Source organism: Pedobacter sp. SYSU D00535, from assembly GCF_017355855.1.
Lineage (GTDB): Bacteria > Bacteroidota > Bacteroidia > Sphingobacteriales > Sphingobacteriaceae > Desertivirga.
The window spans coordinates 19,475-40,781 of sequence record NZ_JAFEWD010000012.1 but is presented as its reverse complement, the minus strand read 5'-3'; the positions used below and the strand labels follow the sequence as shown (position 1 = coordinate 40,781).

The 21,307-nt window shown below is 42.5% G+C and carries 23 protein-coding genes and 1 tRNA gene; 21 read left to right on the top strand and 3 right to left on the bottom strand.

Translation table 11 applies throughout. The features are described 5' to 3' along the window. Positions 1 to 80 precede the first annotated feature (80 nt). The 8 genes from prfA (at position 81) to J4N23_RS17920 (ending at position 7,795) form a co-directional block, all read left to right on the top strand. Positions 81 to 1,154 carry a peptide chain release factor 1 gene (gene prfA, locus J4N23_RS17955; protein ID WP_207429218.1) on the top strand — a complete coding sequence of 358 codons (1,074 nt, stop codon included), beginning with the start codon at positions 81 to 83 and terminating at the stop codon, positions 1,152 to 1,154. A 153-nt stretch (positions 1,155 to 1,307) separates the two neighbouring features. Then, positions 1,308 to 1,381: transfer RNA gene (locus J4N23_RS17950), tRNA-Asp, on the top strand. A 294-nt stretch (positions 1,382 to 1,675) separates the two neighbouring features. After that, the gene (locus J4N23_RS17945) at positions 1,676 to 1,885 is read left to right on the top strand and encodes a hypothetical protein (RefSeq protein WP_207429217.1); all 210 of its coding nucleotides are present in this window, start codon (positions 1,676 to 1,678) and stop codon (positions 1,883 to 1,885) included. Between the two features lie 135 nt (positions 1,886 to 2,020). Beyond that, positions 2,021 to 2,440, top strand: coding sequence for a response regulator (locus J4N23_RS17940; protein WP_207429216.1), 420 nt, complete (start codon positions 2,021 to 2,023; stop codon positions 2,438 to 2,440). Between the two features lie 191 nt (positions 2,441 to 2,631). Further along, entirely contained in the window at positions 2,632 to 4,725 is a 2,094-nt protein-coding gene (gene pta, locus J4N23_RS17935) for a phosphate acetyltransferase (RefSeq protein ID WP_207429215.1), read from the top strand. A gap of 27 nt (positions 4,726 to 4,752) precedes the next feature. Continuing rightward, entirely contained in the window at positions 4,753 to 5,964 is a 1,212-nt protein-coding gene (locus J4N23_RS17930; RefSeq protein ID WP_207429214.1) for an acetate/propionate family kinase, read from the top strand. 87 nt (positions 5,965 to 6,051) lie between these two features. Then, a complete protein-coding gene (locus J4N23_RS17925; protein WP_207429213.1) occupies positions 6,052 to 7,062 on the top strand; it encodes a sensor histidine kinase in 1,011 nt (336 codons plus the stop codon). A gap of 1 nt (position 7,063) precedes the next feature. Beyond that, entirely contained in the window at positions 7,064 to 7,795 is a 732-nt protein-coding gene (locus J4N23_RS17920) for a LytTR family DNA-binding domain-containing protein (protein WP_207429212.1), read from the top strand. Here J4N23_RS17920 and J4N23_RS17915 read toward each other — a convergent pair. The 3 genes from J4N23_RS17915 to metK all read right to left on the bottom strand — a co-directional run bounded on the left by J4N23_RS17915 (position 7,792) and on the right by metK (position 10,466). After that, positions 7,792 to 8,556 (bottom strand): 1-acyl-sn-glycerol-3-phosphate acyltransferase, encoded by a 765-nt coding sequence (locus tag J4N23_RS17915; protein WP_207429211.1) that lies wholly within the window; start codon positions 8,554 to 8,556, stop codon positions 7,792 to 7,794. The genes J4N23_RS17920 and J4N23_RS17915 overlap by 4 nt on opposite strands. Before the next feature lie 27 nt (positions 8,557 to 8,583). Next, the gene (locus J4N23_RS17910; protein WP_207429210.1) at positions 8,584 to 9,144 is read right to left on the bottom strand and encodes an NUDIX hydrolase; all 561 of its coding nucleotides are present in this window, start codon (positions 9,142 to 9,144) and stop codon (positions 8,584 to 8,586) included. A gap of 68 nt (positions 9,145 to 9,212) precedes the next feature. After that, positions 9,213 to 10,466 (bottom strand): methionine adenosyltransferase, encoded by a 1,254-nt coding sequence (metK, locus tag J4N23_RS17905; RefSeq protein WP_207429209.1) that lies wholly within the window; start codon positions 10,464 to 10,466, stop codon positions 9,213 to 9,215. 203 nt (positions 10,467 to 10,669) lie between these two features. Between metK and J4N23_RS17900 the strand changes: the two genes are divergently transcribed. From J4N23_RS17900 to nuoE, 13 genes are all read left to right on the top strand, one after another. Next, positions 10,670 to 11,542 carry a diacylglycerol kinase family protein gene (locus tag J4N23_RS17900; protein ID WP_207429208.1) on the top strand — a complete coding sequence of 291 codons (873 nt, stop codon included), beginning with the start codon at positions 10,670 to 10,672 and terminating at the stop codon, positions 11,540 to 11,542. A 3-nt stretch (positions 11,543 to 11,545) separates the two neighbouring features. After that, positions 11,546 to 11,890, top strand: a complete 345-nt coding sequence (locus J4N23_RS17895) for a translation initiation factor (protein WP_207429207.1) — start codon at positions 11,546 to 11,548, stop codon at positions 11,888 to 11,890. Between the two features lie 306 nt (positions 11,891 to 12,196). Continuing rightward, the gene (locus J4N23_RS17890) at positions 12,197 to 13,024 is read left to right on the top strand and encodes a MotA/TolQ/ExbB proton channel family protein (protein ID WP_207429206.1); all 828 of its coding nucleotides are present in this window, start codon (positions 12,197 to 12,199) and stop codon (positions 13,022 to 13,024) included. 93 nt (positions 13,025 to 13,117) lie between these two features. Further along, positions 13,118 to 13,738 carry a biopolymer transporter ExbD gene (locus J4N23_RS17885; RefSeq protein ID WP_207429205.1) on the top strand — a complete coding sequence of 207 codons (621 nt, stop codon included), beginning with the start codon at positions 13,118 to 13,120 and terminating at the stop codon, positions 13,736 to 13,738. 22 nt (positions 13,739 to 13,760) lie between these two features. Continuing rightward, the gene (locus J4N23_RS17880) at positions 13,761 to 14,300 is read left to right on the top strand and encodes a biopolymer transporter ExbD (RefSeq protein WP_207429204.1); all 540 of its coding nucleotides are present in this window, start codon (positions 13,761 to 13,763) and stop codon (positions 14,298 to 14,300) included. A 37-nt stretch (positions 14,301 to 14,337) separates the two neighbouring features. Beyond that, entirely contained in the window at positions 14,338 to 15,165 is an 828-nt protein-coding gene (locus tag J4N23_RS17875) for an energy transducer TonB (RefSeq protein WP_207429203.1), read from the top strand. A gap of 253 nt (positions 15,166 to 15,418) precedes the next feature. Further along, positions 15,419 to 16,276, top strand: a complete 858-nt coding sequence (locus J4N23_RS17870) for a PstS family phosphate ABC transporter substrate-binding protein (protein WP_242689283.1) — start codon at positions 15,419 to 15,421, stop codon at positions 16,274 to 16,276. Positions 16,277 to 16,299: 23 nt separating this feature from the next. Further along, positions 16,300 to 17,967, top strand: coding sequence for a hypothetical protein (locus tag J4N23_RS17865; RefSeq protein WP_207429202.1), 1,668 nt, complete (start codon positions 16,300 to 16,302; stop codon positions 17,965 to 17,967). A 69-nt stretch (positions 17,968 to 18,036) separates the two neighbouring features. After that, positions 18,037 to 18,408 (top strand): NADH-quinone oxidoreductase subunit A, encoded by a 372-nt coding sequence (locus J4N23_RS17860; protein WP_207429201.1) that lies wholly within the window; start codon positions 18,037 to 18,039, stop codon positions 18,406 to 18,408. A 112-nt stretch (positions 18,409 to 18,520) separates the two neighbouring features. After that, entirely contained in the window at positions 18,521 to 19,063 is a 543-nt protein-coding gene (locus tag J4N23_RS17855) for an NADH-quinone oxidoreductase subunit B (RefSeq protein WP_207429200.1), read from the top strand. Further along, a complete protein-coding gene (locus J4N23_RS17850; protein WP_207429199.1) occupies positions 19,064 to 19,567 on the top strand; it encodes an NADH-quinone oxidoreductase subunit C in 504 nt (167 codons plus the stop codon). 1 nt (position 19,568) lies between these two features. Then, positions 19,569 to 20,777 carry an NADH-quinone oxidoreductase subunit D gene (locus tag J4N23_RS17845; protein ID WP_207429198.1) on the top strand — a complete coding sequence of 403 codons (1,209 nt, stop codon included), beginning with the start codon at positions 19,569 to 19,571 and terminating at the stop codon, positions 20,775 to 20,777. Then, positions 20,770 to 21,306, top strand: coding sequence for an NAD(P)H-dependent oxidoreductase subunit E (gene nuoE / locus J4N23_RS17840; RefSeq protein ID WP_207429197.1), 537 nt, complete (start codon positions 20,770 to 20,772; stop codon positions 21,304 to 21,306). Before J4N23_RS17845 ends, nuoE begins: the two co-directional genes overlap by 8 nt. Position 21,307 lies beyond the last annotated feature (1 nt).

Sequence of the window (21,307 nt, the reverse complement as noted above, 5' to 3'; positions counted from 1 at the left end):
TCCGCCTTTATTCAGTAAGCCGATTGCAGCGGAAAGACTGAGGGTGACCACAGGTAGGATGTTGGTTTTCAAATTAGAACATGTTAGATAAATTAGAAGCAATAAAAATGCGCTGGGAAGAGGTTGAAAGGGAACTAAGTAACCCTTCAACTGTGAGCGATATGAAACGTTTCACTCAGTTGAATAAAGAATACAAGGATCTTGGAAAAATCGTAGACGAGTATAAAGTCTACAAGAATATAGTTTCAAATATTGAGGCGAACAAAGAGATCCTGGCGAATGAGAAGGATGAGGAACTGCGGGAGATGGCCAAAATGGAGATGGATGAGCTATTACCTCAAAAAGAGGAAATGGAAGATAAGATCCGGGTGATGCTGATTCCGAAAGATCCTCAGGATGCTAAGAACGCGGTATTTGAAATACGCGGGGGTACCGGAGGTGATGAAGCAGCGCTGTTTGCAGGCGATTTGTACCGGATGTATACCCGTTATTTCGAGAAAAAAGGCTGGCAGGTTGAGGTAGTGGACGTAACCGAAGGTACGGCCGGTGGCTACAAAGAGGTGATTCTGAATGTGCGCGGCGAGGATGTTTACGGGACCTTGAAGTACGAGTCGGGAGTTCACAGGGTACAACGGGTGCCTGATACCGAAACACAGGGAAGAGTGCATACATCTGCGGCTTCAGTGGCAGTGTTGCCGGAAGTGGAGGAAGTGGACTTCTACCTAAACCCTGCAGATATTGAGATGCAAACATCTCGTTCTGGAGGTGCAGGTGGTCAGAACGTAAATAAAGTTGAAACGAAGGTGCAATTGACGCACAAACCGACGGGCATGGTGGTAGTATGTCAGGTAGAGCGATCTCAGTTGGGTAACCGTGAACGAGCGATGGAGATGCTGCGAAGCAAGTTATACGACCTGGAAGTGCAAAAGCAGACCGGAGACATCGCAGCCAAACGTAAGTCAATGGTATCAACAGGAGACCGTTCTGCAAAGATCAGAACCTATAACTATCCGCAGGGAAGGGTAACTGAACATCGCATTGGCTTAACTTTGTATAATCTTCCGGCTATCATGGATGGCGATATACAGGAAATTATTGATGCGCTTCAGTTCGCTGAGAACGCCGAAAAGATGAAAGAAGGGTCTATAGCCTAAAAGGCAGAAAGAGATAGAAAAAAATTTAAATGAAGAAACTTCCAGAAACACAGGCTATTAGCGATAAGATGAAGATTTATTTAAATTTTTTCTATTTTTTATTTGTGAAGTAAAAACAAAAACTCCATATTTGCAGTCCCAAAAGGGGCACACGGTCTGGTAGTTCAGCTGGTTAGAATACATGCCTGTCACGCATGGGGTCGCGGGTTCGAGTCCCGTCCAGACCGCTGGAGAAGCCTCTCAGAGAATATCTGAGGGGCTTTTGTGTTTTTAGAGCAATTCCTTCCGGCCGACTTTAATTTCTAGTAAATTTTTCCACTTATCTATCTGATTTTCTTTAACTTCGCCTCGAGTGATGATGCTGAATGGGGGAGTTTAACTATTAGTATTTTAGTTAGAACCTTTCTTTAACTTCTTTTACCATAAGGGAAGTTGAGCAGACAGATTCAACAGCCGAGGGCAGGAGAGTTCTCCAGGTCACTCAAAATTGAAGCTATTGAAATATTTGTCGATTAAACAAAGTGAAATTAATTCTATTCAACCTGATTTTTGGGTTTGCCGTTCTTGAGGTTTCTGTGGATGTAGTAAACAGGGTTTTAAACTCACAGTACGAGGTTATCCATAAGGACACTATAAGGCGACTTCTTTACACTATTGGTATTCCGGTAGAGATTTTAATGTTTATTATTAACATCGCTGTATTCCAAAAGACAGGGAAGGTGCTGTTTTGATAACAAACGTTACATTTGTTAAAACTTTAAGTTCTAGTTCCTGTTTTGTTTCAAAGTTTTTTTAACAAGTTATCAACCCTGTTAAATAATAACTTTCCTGTTTTGTGTGGTTAAACTTTTGTTATTTAGCGTTCTATGAAACGTATTTTGGTTTGTGATGACGAGCAAGATATACTAGATATAATTGAAGTTATTCTATCTGGTGCCGGTTGGGAAGTTGTCACTTCTCCCAATGTGAATGATATCCTTAAACAGGTTGACGCTGCCAGGCCCTCAGTTGTCATTATGGATAATTGGATTCCTGATTCTGGGGGGATAATTGCGACTCAAACTATAAAGAATCATCCTGACTATTCGCATATTCCCGTTGTTTATCTGACTGCGAACAGCAATATTAGAGAGTTAGCGGCTAGTGCTGGTGCAGAATTTTACATCGCAAAGCCCTTCGATGTCGATTCTTTGGAACGTATAGTAGAAGATGCTCTTACTTTAGGAGCTAGTGCTGCTACGGGAAAACAGAATCCTCGTAATTCAATTACATCTCTCGTAATTTAGATAAGATCGTAGCGGGGCCCTTGCGGTCCCTTTCTTTACCTCCGAGAACCGCTTCCTCTGCAAGCAATCTCCCTTGTTTTATTTCTCCTTTTTGTTGATTTAGTTAAACATTTAGCGCATTATTGCCTTAATTCATTAAATCTTACAGATTTACTAATAAGTTCCCGCCTGGGAGCTTAAAAGAAATTTATATGACCAAAACGATCTTTATTGCCACTGCCGAGCCCTATAGCGGAAAATCAATAGTTGCATTAGGGCTGGTAAATATGCTGCTGGGGAAGGCCCAAAGAATAGGGTACTTCAAACCGATTGTTAATCATACAGAAATCCAGAAACGGGACGTCCACATCCAGACCATTATCGACCACTTTAACCTTGGAATCAATTACGAGGATACTTATGCATTTAGCCGGGAGGAGGCATTGCGTCACATCGAAAGTGAAACCGAGGGTCAGATGATTGATACCATTATCTCGAAGTTTAAAAAGCTGGAAGAAAGCTACGATTTTACAGTGGTTGAAGGCAGTGATTTTATCGGTGATGGAGCAGCCTTCGAATTTGAAGCGAATGTGTCCATCGCAAAGAACCTCAGTGCTCCTGCTATTATCGTGGTTCCTGGTGAAGGGAAGTCTACGGCCCAGGTAGTCAATTCTGTACTTACTCTACTAAGGAATTTTGAGTCAAGGGAAGTGCAGGTACTCGCGATTGTTGCTAATAAGGTAAAGGCGGAACAAGTAAACGATGTACGCGAACTTCTTACTGCTCAACTGCCAGCGGAGGCAATCCTCGCCGTGATACCGGCCGATAAAGGGTTGCAAAATCCCACTATGAAAGAAATTTGCCAGGGTCTCAATGGAAAGCTCTTGTTTGGAGAGGAGTTCTTATCTAATCAGGTGGACAACTTCGTCACCGGAGCCATGAATTTGCCTCATTTTCTCAATCACCTCAAGGAGAATGTTCTGATTGTAACTCCAGGCGACCGCGGAGATATTATCATCGGATCTTTGCAGGCAAACCTTTCTACCAGCTATCCGAAAGTGGCTGGTATTGTATTGACTGCCGGGACGCTTCCGGAAGAGCCGATTACAAGATTGATCAATGGTTTGCAAACCATTGTGCCTATTGTTTCTGTTTCATCCGGCACCTTTCAAACAACCACTGAAATCGCAGCTATACGGCCCAGGATCACGAGCGATAATAACAAGAAAATTCAGCTCGCTATTGACACGTTTGACAGGTATGTTGATGTGCAGGCACTCGACGAGAAAATCGTTACCTTCAAATCTGAAGGGATTACCCCGCATATGTTCCAATATCAGCTGAGCAAATGGGCCAAAAGCCAAACGAAAAATATTGTGTTGCCCGAGGGAGATGATGACCGGGTATTGAAGGCAGCTGCAAGACTTGTTGCCCAGGACATAGTGAAGATTACCATCTTGGGCAATCCCAACGAAATTGCGGCCTCAGCAAAGCGCTTAGGCTTAAATTTTGATCTTAGCAAGATCCGAATTATCGACCCGGCAAACTCAGAATATTACGACGATTACGTTGAGACCTTGTTCGAGTTGAGAAAGAGCAAAAATGTGACCCTGGAGATGGCCCGGGATCTAATGACCGACGTATCCTACTTTGGTACTATGATGGTATTTAAGGGCCACGCGGACGGGATGGTTTCTGGAGCTGTCCATACGACACAGCACACTATACGGCCGGCTTTGCAATTTGTGAAAACGAAGCCGGGGATATCTACAGTTTCCTCCGTTTTCTTTATGTGTCTTCCCGATCGGGTATCCGTATTTGGCGATTGTGCTGTAAACCCGAATCCTACTGCAGAGCAGCTGGCAGAAATAGCAATATCTTCTGCTGAGACGAGTCAGCGTTTTGGAATTGAACCGAGGATCGCCATGCTTTCTTATTCTTCCGGAACTTCAGGGGTGGGAGAGGACGTAGAGAAGGTCCGGAGAGCTACCGAAATTGTAAAACTTACCCGGCCGGATCTCAAAGTAGAAGGCCCTATACAATACGATGCAGCAGTTGACCCCGAGGTTGGTCGCCAAAAGCTGCCGAATTCTGAGGTAGCTGGCCAGGCCAGTGTTCTTATTTTTCCTGATCTTAACACAGGGAATAACACCTACAAAGCCGTTCAGCGGGAAACCGGTGCTTTAGCCATCGGTCCTATGTTGCAGGGACTAAATAAACCCGTAAATGATTTAAGTCGCGGGTGTACTGTAGATGATATTTTTAATACCGTAATAATTACAGCAATTCAGGCTCAGGAACAATAAGACCAGGGCAAACTTTTTGAAATACTAATGAATATTTTTGTTATCAACTCTGGAAGTAGCTCCATAAAATATCAGCTTTTTAAGCTGCCATCTGAGCAACCCATTTGTGCTGGCTTGGTTGAGCGGATTGGTTTGGAAGACGCCGTGATTACCCATAAGGTATACACAGATGGTGAGGAAAAGGTGATTCAGCGAACACTGGACTTGCCAGACCATGAGAAGGGTATGCTGGAAGTGGGACATTTGTTAACCGAACCAGGCATAGGGGTTATACAAAAGCCAGAGGAAATTGAAATTGTGGGTCATCGGGTGGTTCATGGGGGAGAAAGTTTCTCAAAAACCACCATTATCACTACGGAAGTGAAAGAGGAGATTAAAAAGCTCTTTCCGCTGGCTCCGCTACACAATCCGGGACATTATCTTGGTATCGAGGTGGCTGAAAAAATCTTCACCCGGGCTGTCCAGATTGCAGTCTTTGATACGGCATTTCATCAAACAATGCCTGAAAAGGCTTTTCGCTACGCCATCCCTAATAACTATTATACTGACTATGGCGTTCGAGCCTATGGTTTCCATGGTACCAGTCACAAGTATGTTGCGGGGCAGGCGGCTGAATATTTAAATAAACGTCAGGCTAAAATAATTACCATACATCTGGGAAACGGGTGTAGTATGGCGGCTGTTGATGCGGGAGTCTGTATTGATACTAGTATGGGGCTAGGTCCCCTGGATGGTCTCATTATGGGCACCCGAAGTGGCAACATCGATCCCTCAGTAGTTTTTCACCTCGTTTCCCAATTGGGCTACGATATCGAACAGGTGAGCACGCTGCTGAATAAAAGGAGCGGCATGTTGGGACTAACCGGTTTCAGTGACATGCGAGACATTACTCGTGAAATGAAGAATGGGGATCCTAACGCAAAACTTGCCTATGAGATGTATACTTATAGGATTAAAAAGTACATCGGGTCTTATGCTGCAGCTCTCAATGGTCTGGATGCTATTGTTTTTACTGCCGGGGTTGGGGAGAACGATGCCTTGGTGCGAGAATTGGTTTGCAAAGACATGGACTTCCTGGGTATTAAGCTCGACGAGTCTAAAAATACTTTGCGGGAAAAGGGAATCAGAGAAATCAACACTTCCGATGCGAAAACAAAGGTGCTGGTAGTTCCAACGAACGAGGAATTGGAGATCGCGAAACAGTGTATTGAGCTAACATCTCAAACGCCCTCAGCTTAAAGAACAGATTTATCGGTTTAGAGAGAAAAAGCAGGGCTTCGTCTAAATTTGATTTAAACTTTACCGAATAGAAGTACATTTGCCTTGATGAGTAAAGCAAGGCAAATTTTTCTTCATTCCATCGTATGGCTTGGGCTGTTGCTCTTTTTTGTTTTTGTAGGAAGTAGGAACAGTTCCCTGCAGGATTCCGTCATCATATTCCTGTATTTTGGTCTGTTCAACATCGCTTTGTTCTATGTAAACTACCTGTATCTTCTGCCCAATTTCTTAAACACCAGAAGATACCTTGCTTGCGCGGTCAGCATAACTTCGCTGATTATTGTTTCAGCGCTCATAAAATACGGTTTAGCAAATGTCTTTTGGGAAACGGTGCTGCTCCGGGGACAAAATCAAACTCGCATTGGTTTTTGGGAGTACTTTCTTGGCTCTGTTTTTACCAGCACTTTTTTTGTTTTTATCAGCACCGCGTTCAAGTTTACGTCCGACTGGTTTGTAAATGAAAAGATCCGGAAAAATCTGGAGAAGGATAAGCTTTCGGCGGAACTGGCTTTTTTGAAGTCCCAGATCAACCCTCATTTTCTTTTCAATTCGCTAAACAACATCTATTCTTTGGCTTATCAGAAGTCTGACAAAACTCCCGAGGCAATTCTGAAGCTGTCGGAAATAATGCGGTATATGCTGCAGGAGAGCAATGAGGTACAGGTTGACCTGTCAAGAGAGTTACGGTATCTGGATAATTACATCGAGCTGCAAAAGCTGCGCTTCAAGAACGAGGCCTATGTCGAGTTTAATATAACTGGAAGTCATATTAACCATCGCATTGCACCCCTGATTCTTATAGCCTTTGTCGAGAATGCTTTCAAACATGGACTCGCCTCCGATCCTGAAAATCCGATTAAGCTTGCGGTAATAATTAATGGCTCGGGACTGCAATTCAATGTCTGGAATAAGAAAAGTTTGCAGAATAAAGATCTGACCAGCGGCATAGGGCTAAATAACGTGAAGAGAAGGTTAGAGCTCCTTTACCCCGGCAAATACAAATTGAATATTACTGATACTCCTTCTGTATACTATTGCGAATTATCTCTAGATTTATAAAATGATACGCTGCCTTGTTGTAGATGATGAACCTTTGGCCCTTGATATCCTAACCGATTACATCGCGAAAATTCCTGCACTTGAACTTGTTAAAGCTACTACAAGTGCCTTTGAAGCTTTGCAAATTGTTCAACAGGAAAAAATTGACCTCATTTTTCTCGATGTTCAGATGCCCGAACTGACCGGGATTCAGTTCGTAAAAATCATTAATGGGAAGTCGAATATAATTTTGACGACAGCGTATTCGCAATACGCCCTTGATGGTTATGAATTGGACGTACTCGACTATCTATTGAAGCCAATAGCTTTCGACCGCTTCTATAAGGCGGTACAAAAGGTGCAGGCACAACAACAGGTTTTAGCTCAAGCTCCTCCTGCAGTGGTGGAGAAGGCTGGAATAGTTGAAAGTCAATCACCGGATTTCATCTTTGTCAAGACAGAACACCGCATTCAGAAAATCTACATTAACGATATTTTGTATATTGAAGGATTAAAAGATTACGTTTCGATTTTTGCAGGTAGCGAACGAATTATCACGCTTCAGCATATGAAAAAGATGGAGGAGGCACTGCCTGCCCGGAGGTTTGCACGGGTCCACAAGTCCTACATTGTCTCTGTTGACAAAATAGAGAGTATCGAACGTAGTAGGATTCAGATTAAGGACAAAATAATCCCGATCGGCGATACTTATCGAGAAAGCTTTTTTAAATTGATAGAGGATAAGAATATTTAGACTGCGGAGGCCGCCTGCTCAGGTAACTCTTGTTTTAGGTGCCTTCTTAGTAAAAGCTCCGCCTCCTTCAGTATTTCATCCGCTTTCCTTCCCTCGGTTTCGATGGGGCTCAACACGGTAAGAATCATCTTCTCGCCAAAGCTTAACGGGAACTTCCCATACTGCACTATTTTCCAGGAGTTTTCAATAGCAATGGGTACGATGAGAGCTTCCGGTGCCTTTTTTAACAAGGTTGCAACTCCAGCAGTATTAAAAGGCTTCAGGACTCCTGTTTTCGATCGCGTGCCTTCCGGGAATATAACGGCAGACCAATTGTTATCTTTCATACGCTGTCCCAACTTCATCAACTCCATGATGGACTGTTTAGGATCTTTCCTATCAATGTTTGCTCCTCCGCCATACTTAAGGTTGAAAGATACGCTGGGGATACCTTTTGTTAGTTCAATTTTTGAAATAAACTTGGCGTGATATTTTCTCAAAAACCAAATAAGGGGAGGTATATCGAACATGCTTTGGTGATTGGCCACAAAAATAATCGATCTGCTCTCAGGGAGCTGGTACTCGTTTTTAAAGATGACCCTGGTTCCCGCCAAATAAAAAGTGCTTACTAAAAAGAAATTTAGAATGTCGACCACCTTTTTGTGGGCGCTGTAGCCTCCCAGTTTAAGTGCCAGCCACTGTAGCGGGTGGAAAATCAATAAACACAGAACGTAAAAAAAGTAATGAAGGGGAGTAAAAAAGTAACCTAACAGCTTGTTCATGTCAAAAGCAAAAGTATTGATCTGGTACTACAACTTGTTTTCCAGTAGTAAAGTCTTCACTCTCAATATTGCGGCAACGCTCAATGAATCGGTGATTCTTCCTGATACAACCATTTGGTAAGCTTCTTCAAACGGTACTCGTTTCACCTGCAGTTCCTCCGTCTCTTCTGGCTCCGACTGTCCCTGTTGCAGCCCTCTCGCCATAAAGATATGCCCAAATTCATCACAAACGGAGTTCGAGAGGTGAAAGGGCATCAGATGGGTCCATTCTGTCGCAGTAAGTCCCGTCTCTTCCAGCAGTTCTCTTTTTGCAGTTTCGAGAGGGTCAGTTCCTAAAGGACAGCCCCCTTCGGGTATTTCCCAGGTATATTGGTTCAATGTGAATCGATACTGTCCTACCAACCAGGTATGCATTTCATCGTCCAAAGGTAGAATCCCGATCCCAAGGTTTTTGAAATGTACCTTGCCGTAAATACCCTGTCCCCCGGAAGGGTTAATGACCTGATACTCTGTAACATTAATCCATCGGTTGTCATAGATCTCTTTTTCCGACAGAATCTTCCACGGATTTCTGCTTTCATCTATCATAGCGCAAATTAAAATAAAAAAGCCTTCTGGTGGTACAGAAGGCTTTTATTTCAGTAATTGTTTTTCGCTTAAACGCCGAAAGCTTGTTTCACTTTGTCAACAAAATCAAGTTTCTCCCAGGTAAAAAGCTCCACCTCTACCTGTTTTGTCTCGCCGTTAGCACCTTCGAACACTTTGGTTACAGTTTCTGGCTTCCGGCCCATGTGACCATAGGCAGCAGTTTCAGCATATATAGGGTTGCGAAGTTTTAAGCGCGTTTCGATCCCGTAAGGAGTCATGTCAAAAATTTGCGATACTTTTTGAGCAATTTCGCCGTCTGTTAAATCAACTTTAGATGTCCCATACGTATTTACGTAAATTCCCATTGGATCTTTAACGCCGATCGCATAAGAGACCTGAACCAGAATTTCATCACAGATGCCTGCTGCGACCATATTTTTTGCAATATGGCGAGTAGCGTATGCTGCAGAACGATCTACTTTAGATGGATCCTTCCCTGAAAAAGCACCGCCTCCATGCGCTCCTTTTCCTCCATAAGTGTCAACGATGATTTTTCTACCAGTTAAGCCGGTGTCCCCGTGAGGGCCGCCAATTACGAATTTACCAGTAGGATTGATGTGATATTTGATATCATCATTGAAAAGTGCCTGAAGTTCTGGAGTGAGATGAGCTTTAACACGAGGGATTAGAATATTAATAATATCCTCGCGGATCTTCTGCTGCATGTTCTCCTCCGTATCAAAGTCGTCATGTTGCGTTGATACTACAATTGCATCAATGCGGACCGGCTTATGATCATCGCTATATTCGATAGTTACCTGAGATTTTGCATCAGGGCGGAGGTAAGAAATGGCATCTCCATCCCGACGCAGTCCTGCTAATTCTTCTAAAATTTTATGGGCCAGGTCCAGGGCCAGCGGCATATAGTTTGCCGTTTCGCTAGTGGCATAACCGAACATCATTCCCTGATCTCCGGCACCTTGTTCTTGCTTTTCCTTACGATCTACTCCCTGATTAATATCAGCAGATTGCTCGTGAATTGCCGATAAGATACCGCAAGAGTTCGCTTCAAACATATACTCAGACTTGGTATACCCAATCTTACGGATCACATCGCGGGTGATTTTCTGCACGTCCAGATAGGTGTTAGACTTCACTTCTCCGGCAAGTACAACCTGACCAGTCGTTACCAATGTTTCACACGCCACTTTCGAGTCGGCATCCCACGCTAAAAAATTGTCAATTAGCGCATCAGAGATTTGATCTGCAACTTTATCCGGATGTCCTTCCGATACAGATTCAGATGTAAATAAATAAGGCATATCTTTTTTCTAAACTTTTTTAAATGTACAGTGGAATGCGTTGCGGGGAAAGTAAAAATCAGTTCAGAATTAGCACTTTTTTTTACGTGGTTGCAATCTTGTTTTAGCTTGAAAACACAGCAAATCAGTCCACTTTTTTGCGGAGGCTAAAGTACAATAATTTTTAAATTGCGAAAAATTAAAGCTTATTTTCGCTTTTACAATTGAAAAGGCAAGTAGTATTCATAATTAATCCTATATCAGGAGGTAGAAGCAAAAAGGGGTTTGAAAAATTGGTTGAATCATCGCTCGATTTGCGCGTTTTTGACCCCCGATTTTCTATTACTCAGCGGCCAAACCACGCGTTTGAGCTAGCGGAGGACGCTGTAAAGCAAAGGGCAGATATAGTTGTGGCAGTTGGAGGTGATGGAACAATTAACGAAGTTGCTTCCGCTTTAGAAGGAAGCCAGAGTATGATGGGCATCGTCCCCTGTGGTTCTGGGAATGGTTTAGCCCGGTCGTTAGGCATTCCTCTTAGTCACCCAAAGGCAATCCGAGCAATCAACCGACTAAATTATCAGACGATCGACACAGCTAGCCTGAATAACTGGAAGTTTTTCAACATTGGGGGGATAGGATTCGACGCTCACATCAGCTACTGCTTCTCTAAATTAGAGTCGCGAGGGCTTCGAGGTTATATTAACGCTACCTTCAATGAAATCGTTAACTACAAGCCGAAATATTACAAGTTGGAGATTGACGGAGTGCCGATAGAGCGGAAAGCTTTTATGATAAGCATAGCAAACTCCTCTCAATTTGGGAACAACGCTCATATTTCCCCAACTGCGTCGCTGACAGACGGATTACTAGACGTAGTCATTGTCAAACCGTTCCCCTTGTATCAATTTCCGGTGATGGGGTATCACATGTTTAAGAAAAGTTGTGATAAATCAAGGTATATCGAAATAATAAAAGGTAAGAATATTCGTATAGAAACGAGTGAGCCCCAGACTGTTCATGTTGACGGAGAACCGAAAGAAGTGAATTCGGAAATTCTGATTCAGGTAAAGCCCCTATCCCTAACTGTTTTACATTAGCTTATGTCAAAGAAAAACAAAAATATCAGTGGCGTCGTTTACTCTACTAATCCCGAATTTGAGTATGAGTATAATGAAGCGTCGGAGCAGGAAACTTTACCACCTCAGCAGCAGGACTTGCGGGTTCAGTTAGATAAAAAACAGAGAGGAGGAAAAGCAGTAACTTTAATCACTGGCTTTGTAGGAAAAGAAGAAGATCTGATTACCCTGGGCAAGATGTTAAAACAGAAATGCGGCACCGGCGGTTCTGCAAAGGACGGTGAGATTTTAGTCCAGGGCGACTTCAGAGACAAGGTTATCGAATTGTTAAAATCAAGTAACTACAAGGTTAAGAAATCGGGTGGCTAAAAGGAAAACACAGTAGAAATAACAAAAAACCAAAAAATAGACCATAACTTTTTTATTGCAATTTGCATTTGAAAAAAAAAATGGCTTTCATTGTACAGTAAATGCTTCAAATAAGGCTTTTTTGGGCAATTGGAATTACTTGCCCTATGGATGGGAGCTGCTGAAACAGGAATGATGAAATATAATTTCAATCATGTTTTTATTTACCGTAAAAATCTATTTTTGTTAGGCTGCTGCAAGAAGGCAGTGCAAAAAACGAGTATCAATTTTATAACTTTAATTAAACTAAAAACTAAATTTTAAAAAATGGCAACCGCACCAAAACCAACAACAGCGAAAAAAGAAAGCTCTGGTTCAAACATTTTTGCAAGTCTTACGATCATCATTTGCCTTGTTATTGGCGCCTTATTGTGGAAATTCGTAATGGGAAGTCCTACAAACTTTGAAGGAGGCGATCCTGAAAACGGTCACCCACTTCCAGGTAACTATTTCGGAATGGTTTATAAAGGTGGTTTTATCGTGCCTGTACTTATCGGGATGTTATTAATGGTAATCGTGTTTTCTATTGAGCGGTACTTCGTAATTAACAAAGCTACTGGAAGTGGCAACGTCGATGTATTCGTAAAGAAAATTCAGGGATATCTTACAGCAGGAAATATCGAGGCTGCTATGGCCGAGTGTGATAAGCAGAAAGGTTCCGTAGCGAACGTTATCAAATCTGGTTTGAAAAAATACCGTGAAGTGGAGCAAGATTCTAGATTAGATACCGAGCAAGCTTCTTTGGCTATCCAGAAAGATATCGAGGAAGCAACGGCTCTTGAAATGCCAATGCTAGAGCAAAACTTGACAGTTATCGCAACTCTGGTTTCTGTAGGTACTTTGACAGGACTACTAGGTACAGTATCAGGTATGATCAAGGCCTTCGCCGGTTTGGCAACTGCAGGTGCTCCTGACCAGGCTCAGTTAGCTAACGGTATTTCTGAAGCTCTTATCAATACTGCTACAGGAATCCTTACGTCTACTATCGCTATTATCATGTACAATATCTTCACTTCAAAAATTGATAAGCTGACCTATTCAATTGACGAAGCTGGTTTCTCAATTGTACAAACATACGCGAGTACCCATAAATAAAATTTAGTGAAATATTTTGGTCCGCATTTATGGAAAATGCGGGCCTTTTTCATCACTATATTAAAAGATTAAAGGGACCATTAATTTTAAACAATGCCTAGAGTAAAAGTTCCAAGAAAGAGTACCCATATAGATATGACGGCAATGTGTGACGTAGCTGCTCTGTTGTTAACTTTCTTCATTTTAACAGCAACCGCTCGCCAACCAGAGCCTCTTCCGGTTGATACTCCTTCCTCAACTGTACAGATCAAGCAACCCACTACTGATATTGCTACAATTACTGTTGGTGAAGGAAAGGTATTTTTCGGAGTAGCCGGACAAACCGTCAGAGCTCGTTTACTCGAGTTGATGGGCGAACGTTATAAAGTTGGATTTACGCCAGAGGAGAAAGAAAGATTCTCATTGATTGAATCATTTGGAGTGCCAATCGGTAACGTGAAACAACTGATTGCTATGGGTGGTGCAGATCGGATGAAACCGGGAGCACAGCCAGGTATCCCAGTTGATTCTGTGGGGGCTAATGCTTCTGAATTATACGAGTGGATTCGTAACGCTCGGATTGCTACTAAAGAGATAAATAATACCGCAATGCGTGTTAGTATCAAGGGTGATTCAGAAGAGGAGTATCCAACTATCAAAAAAGTAATCGACATATTACAAGCTCAGGAAGTAAACAAGTTTAGTTTGATTACTTCTATGGAGGGTAGGGATTAATTTATATTAAAAAGATTAAAAAATGGCAGAATTAGATACCTCCGGCGGGGGTGGTAAGAAAGGCGGGAAAGTTAGAAGTAAAAAAGCATCTACACGTGTCGACCTAACAGCGATGGTGGATTTGATGTTCCTTCTAATTACTTTCTTCATGCTTACTACCACCCTTGCGAAGCCACAGGCTATGGACTTAGCCATGCCGGATAAAGATGAAAAAAACGAAGATCAGTTCGACGTTGCCGATACTAGAACAATGACCGTTCTTTTAGGAGATAAAAACAAACTAGAGTGGTATATCGGTCTTGTAGATAAGCCGCTTAGTGCTCCTACTGTTGACGGCTACGGAAAGAATGGCATCCGTAAGGCGATCCTTGAAAAAAGTAAAGAGATTAAGGCATCTACTGGTAAGAACATCATTGTTTTGATCAAAGCTAGCGATAAGGCAAACTATAAAAATCTGGTTGACATTTTGGATGAGATGAAGATCACTAATACCGAAAGTTACGCAATCGTAGATATTTCAGCACCTGAAATTGAGTTGCTAAAACGTGACGGTATCTACTAGTCTCGAGAAAAGAATGAACGACCCAAAATAAACAGAAATGGCTAAATTAGATATTTTTAACCCTGTATGGCTTGACGTGGTATTTACCGGCAGAAACCAATCTTACGGTGCCTATGTTCTTCGGAAGGAGAACTCTAAAACAACATCGAAGGCCTTAATTATTGGAGGTGCCCTTTTCGTGTTAGCAATTAGTGCGCCTTTAATTATAAAATACGTTAAGGGGTTTGCGCCAGTTGAGGAAGAAAGAGTCATCGAGACAGAAGTGGTTTTAACACCTCCGCCTCCGGTAGACGAGCAAGCTCCTCCTCCGCCTCCTCCAGCAGAACCACCAAAACCAAAAGTAGATCAGGTGCGTTTCCCTCCTCCTGTAGTTGTGCCTGCAGAACAGGTTCGGGAAGAAGAGCCTCCAACCCAAACGGAACTTGCAGTTAAAGATCCGGGACAGAAAACGATCGAAGGTGACCCCAATGCGGAAATTCGTATCGACGAACCAGTAGGAGAGGCTCCTCCAACTCAAGCAGCGATTGTGGAAGATAATAGTGTTCACGACTTTGCAAGTATTGAAGTGCAGCCTAGTTTCCCTGGAGGTATGGATAAATTCTATAGCTGGGTTGGAAAGAATTACAACTATCCTGCAGCTGCTCGTGAGCAAGGCGTGTCTGGTCGTATCATCGTTAGTTTCGTTGTTGAAAAGGACGGAAGTTTAACCGATGTGAAAGCCTTGAGAGATCTGGGTATGGGCACAGGAGAAGAAGCGGTTAGAATGTTAAAAAGAGCGCCGAAATGGTCTCCAGGTATTCAGAACGGTAGACCAGTACGTGTGCAGTATACATTGCCAATAATGTTGAACCTCGAAGCACAGTAGCAGATGTTTCAACAACCAAATCGACAGAAATCGCCCGCAAAGCGATTTCTGTTCATTTTAGGGCTATTCATGTTTCTTCTCTACTTCATAGTAGGGGTGGCGGTAATATTCTGGGAAGATCTTCCGTTGCAGCTTGAACGGCCATATAAAATAATTATCGGCGTTTTCTTAATCCTTTATGCGTTTTTGAGGTTTATAAGACTACGACAAAGTGATTGATATGATGATTAAGCGCTCTATATCTCTAGTGTTAATGATAGTTGGGTTCATTCGCTGTAATTCTGGTGATAATGATCAGAGTGCGACCGTTGGCGCCACCCAAATTGTTGTTGATGAGAGTCTTGAGCCCATTGTAGAAGACCAATTAATTGTTTTTGAGAGTAGTTATCCCCGTGCAAGCATAAAGGCAATATACAAACCCGAAGTCCAGCTTTTAAATTCGTTTCTTAATGATAGCGTAGACATAGCGATAATGTCTCGGCAACTACGGCCTCAAGAGGCAAGCAGATTTGAAAAAAGAAATATAAAACTGAGGGTTAACCGCTTCGCTATCGATGCAATAGCTCTCGTGGCCAATGCGGCATCCCCCGATACAACCATAACTGTTGAAGAGCTTGTGCGAATCTTACAAGGAAATACCCAGGGAAGGCGTTTGGTGTTTGATAATGCCAATTCAAGTACTGTAAGATACCTTAAAGAGCTTGCCGGCGTTCAGCAGCTTCCTTCCGAGGGGGTCTATGCATTAAAATCTAATCCCGAAGTAATTCGACACGTACACAATAATACGGGGGCAATCGGTGTTATAGGTGTAAACTGGATTAAACAACCAACAGAAGAATTAGAACCTTTGGTGGAAAACATTAAGATATTGGGAGTTAGGAATATACCGGGTAAGAAAGGTTCCGATAAATTCTACAAACCCAGTCAAAGCAATTTAGCATTAGGTCTTTATCCCTTAAGCAGAGAGTTATATATAATTAATGCGCAGGGTGGACCGGGGTTGGGAACGGGATTTGCGTCCTTCCTGGCAGGTGAAAGGGGACAGCGAATTGTACTTAAATCTGGGCTTTTACCAGATAGTATTCCATCCAGGGAAATAATCATTAAATAAAATTTATTATTATTATTGAACTTATGAAAGTATTCAAAATCGCACTAAAGGCGGGTGTTGTTGCAGGATTGATGAGTTCTTCTGCATTTGCTCAAAGTTTAGCTGATGCTAAAAAGGCAATTGATGCAGAGCAATTTCAACAAGCAAAAACTACCCTTAAGCGTTTAATAGCCGCTCAGCCGGGAAACGCTGAAAATTATTATTTCTTGGGTAGAGTTTACCTGCACGACGAGTATGTTGATTCAGCCAAAACTACTTTTTCTAAAGGAGTTAGCGCTAATGAAAAGGAAGCGTTAAATTATATTGGCTTGGGGTCAGTTGATCTGCTTTCGAAGAACGCAGCAGCTGCTAAATCTAATTTTGATAAAGCAATTGGACTTGCAAGCAGAAAGGATAACGATCCATATATATATGTTGCTAAAGCTTACATTAGTGCTCCTAAGCCTGATTACGAAGCGGCTGTACCACTACTGGAGAAGGCTAAGTCAATGGACGAGAAAGACGCCGAAGTTTATTTAGCACTGGGTGACGCTTATCGTGGCCTGAAGAGAAATAGCGATGCTTATAGCGCTTATAGAACTGCCTTCGATTTGGATAAAAATATGCTTCGGGCAAAGGTTGAATTGGGGGTAATTAATAAACTCGCAAAGGCATTCGAGCAGTCTGCAACTGACTTCAATAGCGTCGTAGCTTCTAGTCCTAATTATGCCCCTGCTTATCGCGAGCTAGCTGAGACTTACCTTCAGTGGAGCTTTGGTGCTCCTTCCCCGGACAAAGAGAATAGGCTTAAGTTAGCGTTGGATAATTACAAAAAGTATCTGGATCTAACGGACAGATCTCTGGAATCACGGATGCGCTTTGCTGACTTCTTGGTGTATGCCAGCGATTGGAAAACCTTGGAGCAAGAAGCACAAGCGATGTCAACTCAGGCGGATGCCAATCCTAGAATTTATCGCTATTTGGCTATTTCTGCTTTCGAGAATGGAAATTATGCAGGTAGTATCAAAGCAATGAAGGACTTTATGGCGAAGGTTGAAGCCGATCGTTTAATTCCTTTAGACCATCTTTATCTTGGAAAAGCTCAGTTTAGAGCAGGTGATCCTGCTGCTTTCGAGAATTTATCAAAAGCGGTGGAGTTAGACTCAACATTCGCAGAAGAAATGAGAACATGGGCAGCAGCCGCATTCAAAGAAAAGAAATATGGAGAGGCTGGCCAGTTATATGAGCTAGCGATTAAGAGTCCTAAAGCGACTCTTCAAGATAGATTCAATATCGGGTTCTCTTATTACTGGGATTATGCTACTCGTTTGAATGCAAATGAAAAACCTGAGAAGAGTAATTTGGTTAAAGCCGATTCTGCTTTTGCTTATGTGGCTAGATATGCTCCAAATGTATCGGACGCTCCACTTTTCAGAGCAAGGATAAACAAAATATTGGATGATGATAAGAATCCCAAAGGGCTGATGGTTCCCCACTATGAGCAATTTATTAAAGTTGTAAGTGAAAAACCTGAAAATCTAACTGATGCCAGGTATAAAAAAGCTTTAGCAGAAGCATACAACAACCTTGGCGCTTTCCATCTGAAATCGAATCCTGCGAAAGCGAAAGAATATTTTGGAAAATCGTTGAGTGTGGATCCCTCTAACTCTTACGCCAGTGATGTTCTAAAGCAGCTGGGCGGAGGTAAATAGAAATCGAATGAATATAGAAAGAGCCGGAATTTCCGGCTCTTTCTATATATTTGCAGTCTTTAAAGAGAAATGGAAGCACAAAGTACACCGGTTAATTATCTCCCGATCGTTTTTCAAATGCTAGTAGCATTAGGGTTTGTCATTTTTACCATGACACTTACTCACCTGATTGGTCCGAAACGTAAAACAAAGGATAAGTTAACTCCATTTGAATCGGGGATAGAAGTTATTGGAAACGCTCGCCAGCCATTTTCGATCAAATATTTTCTGGTAGCGATACTATTTGTATTGTTCGACGTTGAAGTTATATTCATGTATCCTTGGGCTGTGAATTTCAGGGAGATGGGCACAGAGGGAATGATAGAAATGTTCGTCTTTATGGGAACATTGCTATTAGGCTTTATCTACATAGTTAAGAAGAAAGCCTTAGACTGGGATTAGTTAGAACGTTTCTAAATAATTTGGTACCCGCTGAAACGCATCGTAAAAATGTAAATTTGCGGCTCATTTCAAATCGTATTTGAAATGAGCTTTTTTAGTTAAAAAGAAAAAAATGAGTGATATTAAAATAGTCGAAGCGCCACCAGGGATTGAGGGGTCGGGATTCTTCGCGACATCATTCGATAAGGTTATAGGTTTAGCACGGGCTAACTCATTGTGGCCACTACCATTTGCAACATCTTGTTGTGGTATTGAGTTCATGGCTACTATGGGTAACCATTACGATATCTCCCGGTTCGGATCGGAGAGGCCATCTTTCTCACCCCGTCAGGCGGATATGTTGCTGGTTATGGGAACGATTGCAAAGAAGATGGGCCCCGTTTTAAGACAGGTTTATATACAAATGGCGGAGCCCCGCTGGGTAATAGCAGTTGGTGCCTGTGCAACAAGTGGAGGTATTTTCGATACTTACTCAGTACTGCAGGGAATAGATGAAATTATTCCGGTTGACGTATACGTTCCTGGCTGTCCGCCTCGTCCGGAGGCTTATCTTGATGGACTGCTAAAGTTGCAGGATCTGGTAAAGAATGAGCCTCTCCGTCGTCGTCACTCACCCGAGTACAAAGAATTACTTAATAAATACGGGATTCAGTAAATGGCTAAAATTAGCAACCAGACTGTATTACAAAAGTTAGGAGCTCACTTTGGAGAGAAAATTTCTGTTCCATCGGAGCCTTATGGGATGCTTACTTTCGAGGTTACAAAGGAGAGCATAATCGACGTGCTTAGCTTCTTGAAGAATGATCCTGAACTTAAGTTCAATTTCCTAACAGATATAACAGCCGTTCACTACCCTGGACAACCGCTGTCGATTGCGGTAGTATACCACGTCCATAGCATGACGAACGGAGTTAGGTCAAGAATTAAAGTATATCTAGACGAAGCTAATCCCACAATTCCGACCGCCACCGTTCTTTGGGATGGTGCTAACTGGATGGAGAGAGAAACTTACGATTTCTTCGGAGTGCAATTCGAAGGGCACCCGAATTTAGTAAGGATTTTAAATGTAGATGATATGACGGTTTTTCCCATGCGGAAGGAGTTTCCGCTTGAGGATCCTAACCGTGTAGATAAAAAAGATTTTTACTTTGGAAGGTAAAATGAATCAACCAGCTATTGTAGATGTTAGTGGAAACAAGGAAACGACCACGCTAAACCTTGGTCCTACACACCCTGCTACGCACGGCGTATTTCAGAACGTGTTGGAGATGGATGGAGAGCGTATAGTTAGCGGTGTTTCTACTATTGGTTATATACACAGAGCATTTGAGAAAATTGCTGAACACAGGCCATTTTATCAGATAACGCCGCTTACCGACCGCATGAATTACTGTTCTTCGCCAATCAATAATTTCGGTTGGCATATGACGGTTGAAAAAATGCTCGGCATTCAAATGCCGAAACGCGTAGACTATATGCGCGTCATTATCATGGAGTTGGCCCGGATTTCTGACCATTTGATATGTAACGGAATTCTGGGTGTGGATACAGGCGCGTACAGCGGATTCTTGTATTTGATGGAGCAGCGTGAGCATATCTACGAGATTTATGAAGAAATTTGTGGAGCTCGTTTGACTACTAATATTGGTCGAATTGGCGGATTTGAACGCGATTTTAACGATATCGCCTTTGCGAAAATCAAAAAATTCATCAAAGACTTTCCTCCTGTACTAAGGGAGTTCGAGACGCTTTTTGACCGCAATCGGATTTTTATGGACCGGACAGTGGGCGTTGCTCCCGTAACTCCTGAGGTGGCGTTAAGCTACAGTTGGACCGGACCTATTTTGCGTGCAACGGGAGTAGACTATGATGTGCGTGTTGCAGAGCCTTACAGCTCGTATGAGGAATTCGACTTCGATATTCCTGTGGGAACAACCGGAGACGTGTACGATCGTTATATCCTGAGAAACGAAGAGATGTGGCAGAGTTTGCGCATTATTGAGCAGGCGCTGGCAAAGGTAGAAAAGGAGCCTAAAGGCGTTTTTCACGCAAACGTTCCCGACTTCTATTTGCCTCCGAAAGAAGAGGTTTATAATAATATGGAAGCTCTTATCTATCATTTTAAAATTGTGATGGGCGAGATAGAGACTCCTAAAACAGAACTCTACCACTGCGTAGAGGGCGCAAATGGTGAGTTAGGTTTCTACCTCATCAACGATGGCGGTCGTACTCCCTACAGATTACATTTCCGTCGTCCAAGTTTTATCAACTATCAAATGTATGCTCCAATGAGCCGTGGAATGCTTCTTTCTGACGCGATCATTAACATGAGCAGTTTAAATGTAATTGCAGGAGAGTTAGATGCTTAAAATATCTGAGACTGACGAAATAGTTTTTGCTCCCGAGCTAATCACAAAGTTTAACGAGATTGTTAGCCGCTACCCGGAAGGCAAACAAAAATCCGCATTGTTACCCATTTTACATTTGGTTCAGGCGGAGTATGGTTGGGTAAGTACAGCAGCAATGGATAAAGTTGCGGAGTATTTGCATTTGAAGCCTATCGAAGTGTATGAAGTGGCGACTTTCTATACCATGTTTTTCCTGAAACCACTAGGAAAGTATGTTTTGGAGGTTTGCCGCACAGGTCCTTGTCATATAGTTGGGGCCGAAAAGATCATGAAGCATATCGAGCAAAAGCTGGGAGTAAGAGAAGGTGAGGTGACAGCTGACGGTCTTTTTAGCTGGAGAGGAGTGGAATGTTTGGCAGCATGTGGAATGGCGCCAGTGCTTCAAATTGGACCGGAGTATACCTACTACGAGAATCTGACTGAAGCAAAAGTAGATGAGTTAATTGACAGTTTAAGGCTTACTACAGCCGAGAAACCTCAAATCAACTAAA

Coding starts and splice junctions, on each gene's coding strand:
- prfA (WP_207429218.1), top strand. CDS start 81: ATGTTAGATAAATTAGAAGCAATAAAAATGCGCTGGGAAGAGGTTGAA.
- J4N23_RS17875 (WP_207429203.1), top strand. CDS start 14,338: ATGGCTAAATTAGATATTTTTAACCCTGTATGGCTTGACGTGGTATTT.
- J4N23_RS17855 (WP_207429200.1), top strand. CDS start 18,521: ATGAGTGATATTAAAATAGTCGAAGCGCCACCAGGGATTGAGGGGTCG.
- J4N23_RS17850 (WP_207429199.1), top strand. CDS start 19,064: ATGGCTAAAATTAGCAACCAGACTGTATTACAAAAGTTAGGAGCTCAC.
- J4N23_RS17890 (WP_207429206.1), top strand. CDS start 12,197: ATGGCAACCGCACCAAAACCAACAACAGCGAAAAAAGAAAGCTCTGGT.
- J4N23_RS17885 (WP_207429205.1), top strand. CDS start 13,118: ATGCCTAGAGTAAAAGTTCCAAGAAAGAGTACCCATATAGATATGACG.
- J4N23_RS17915 (WP_207429211.1), bottom strand. CDS start 8,556: ATGAACAAGCTGTTAGGTTACTTTTTTACTCCCCTTCATTACTTTTTT.
- J4N23_RS17940 (WP_207429216.1), top strand. CDS start 2,021: ATGAAACGTATTTTGGTTTGTGATGACGAGCAAGATATACTAGATATA.
- J4N23_RS17930 (WP_207429214.1), top strand. CDS start 4,753: ATGAATATTTTTGTTATCAACTCTGGAAGTAGCTCCATAAAATATCAG.
- pta (WP_207429215.1), top strand. CDS start 2,632: ATGACCAAAACGATCTTTATTGCCACTGCCGAGCCCTATAGCGGAAAA.
- J4N23_RS17920 (WP_207429212.1), top strand. CDS start 7,064: ATGATACGCTGCCTTGTTGTAGATGATGAACCTTTGGCCCTTGATATC.
- J4N23_RS17910 (WP_207429210.1), bottom strand. CDS start 9,144: ATGATAGATGAAAGCAGAAATCCGTGGAAGATTCTGTCGGAAAAAGAG.
- metK (WP_207429209.1), bottom strand. CDS start 10,466: ATGCCTTATTTATTTACATCTGAATCTGTATCGGAAGGACATCCGGAT.
- J4N23_RS17880 (WP_207429204.1), top strand. CDS start 13,761: ATGGCAGAATTAGATACCTCCGGCGGGGGTGGTAAGAAAGGCGGGAAA.
- J4N23_RS17925 (WP_207429213.1), top strand. CDS start 6,052: ATGAGTAAAGCAAGGCAAATTTTTCTTCATTCCATCGTATGGCTTGGG.
- J4N23_RS17895 (WP_207429207.1), top strand. CDS start 11,546: ATGTCAAAGAAAAACAAAAATATCAGTGGCGTCGTTTACTCTACTAAT.
- J4N23_RS17860 (WP_207429201.1), top strand. CDS start 18,037: ATGGAAGCACAAAGTACACCGGTTAATTATCTCCCGATCGTTTTTCAA.
- nuoE (WP_207429197.1), top strand. CDS start 20,770: ATGCTTAAAATATCTGAGACTGACGAAATAGTTTTTGCTCCCGAGCTA.
- J4N23_RS17870 (WP_242689283.1), top strand. CDS start 15,419: ATGATAGTTGGGTTCATTCGCTGTAATTCTGGTGATAATGATCAGAGT.
- J4N23_RS17865 (WP_207429202.1), top strand. CDS start 16,300: ATGAAAGTATTCAAAATCGCACTAAAGGCGGGTGTTGTTGCAGGATTG.
- J4N23_RS17845 (WP_207429198.1), top strand. CDS start 19,569: ATGAATCAACCAGCTATTGTAGATGTTAGTGGAAACAAGGAAACGACC.